The organism is Bartonella sp. MR110HLJHH (assembly GCF_042194225.1).
Taxonomy (GTDB): domain Bacteria; phylum Pseudomonadota; class Alphaproteobacteria; order Rhizobiales; family Rhizobiaceae; genus Bartonella; species Bartonella grahamii.
Genome location: NZ_JBHIMQ010000058.1, coordinates 1 through 1,407, shown reverse-complemented (window position 1 = coordinate 1,407; position 1,407 = coordinate 1). Strand labels below are relative to the sequence as shown.

The window sequence follows — 1,407 nt, the reverse complement described above, 5'->3', positions numbered from 1 at the left end:
TACTTTAATCGTTTATTTAGATCGCTAGCTGTTTTGATAATAAAAGCCGTGTCTTAAAGGACGCGGCTTTTTTGCTACAAAGCAGCCCCCCGCGTTATTTAAGCAGCGTCTTTTAGTGACTGATTATCACCACACATATCTTCAGAAAATTTCTTATTTTCTTTAAGCACAGCATTGCCATAAATCGTTGTAAATTGGCAAATTTGTGCCTTGCCACTCACATGAGCATTATCATGAATTTTTGCACAGGGACCAACACGCGCCGAGCCAGAAACCTTGGCATTGTCATAAATATTGCTACCATCATAAACTATAGCTTTATCAAAAACATGAGCATTGCCATAAGCTTTTGACCACGCAGCAAGGCGTGATTTACCGTAGACATGGGCATCATTAAACACAAGCCCACTCACATACGCATTTTCATAAACACGGGCATTATCATAAATAAGAGCTCCCTCAGTAATAACGGCATTATCACTCACAACGGCATTGCCAAAAACATAGCCACCAATTTTTGCATTTCCATTAATGACTGCATTGTCATAAACATGTGCCTTATCACTCAAAACCCATGCCTTATCACTAATCACAGCATTACCATAAACCTTAGCATAATTCACAACACAAGCATTATTGCGTATTTTGGCATTTTCGGAAACGCTTGCTTGGATAACCATAGCATCATCATAAACCCAGCAATTGCCTTTATGAGACAGATCACTCTCATCTTTAATAAAGCCGCCCAATTGACCAGCTTTAACATCATCAAAATCTCTTAAAGCACGAATGCGATAAAGAGTTTGATTATTAAACACACGCGTTTCATTAGTAAGTTCATATTTTGGAGAAGTTTCTTGATTTGTAACTGTAGCACTCATGCTAGTAATCCTATTCGTTTAAATTGTTTGTTATTAACAGCCCTATAAGGGCGTCGGGCGCTAACAAACACGGCGAATAGTCCGTCGTCACACTTTTCTCATAAAGAGTATTGTATGATGTGACCACACCCGACAAAATCGTTATATGCTAGAGATAGCATAAAAGAAAGTCAGTATTTTAAGAAATGGGAGAAACCTTATCGTGATTTATCCGCTATTCGCTATAGTGTTTGTTAAGCACTTGCCAACCTCAATAAACGAACCTTTCTTTAAAGTCAATACGTATTTTTTATTTTTTTCATTTTGATACCTACCTAGTTGAATATCAAGTGCTTTTAAATTTTACTTTTGGTTTTTAGTATAAAATGTAGTGCGTAAATGAACATGTTTATTAAACTGCGTGTATGCAACATGAGAAAGAATGAACAAACTACAAAAAAGTACCAAAGAACGATATCTAAATACCAAAATACAGTATAACTATTTGGAAAAATTAAAACGACAAGTGCTAAACTTATTAGCTTTA

At 36.0% G+C, this 1,407-nt stretch carries 1 protein-coding gene and 1 pseudogene; both read right to left on the bottom strand.

Translation table 11 applies throughout. The annotated features are described in order from the left end of the window. Positions 1 to 98: 98 nt before the first annotated feature. The gene (locus tag ACFIKB_RS09260; protein WP_375647782.1) at positions 99 to 881 is read right to left on the bottom strand and encodes a hypothetical protein; all 783 of its coding nucleotides are present in this window, start codon (positions 879 to 881) and stop codon (positions 99 to 101) included. Positions 882 to 1,216: 335 nt separating this feature from the next. After that, positions 1,217 to 1,407: pseudogene (locus tag ACFIKB_RS09255) on the bottom strand (hypothetical protein); the annotation flags it as partial.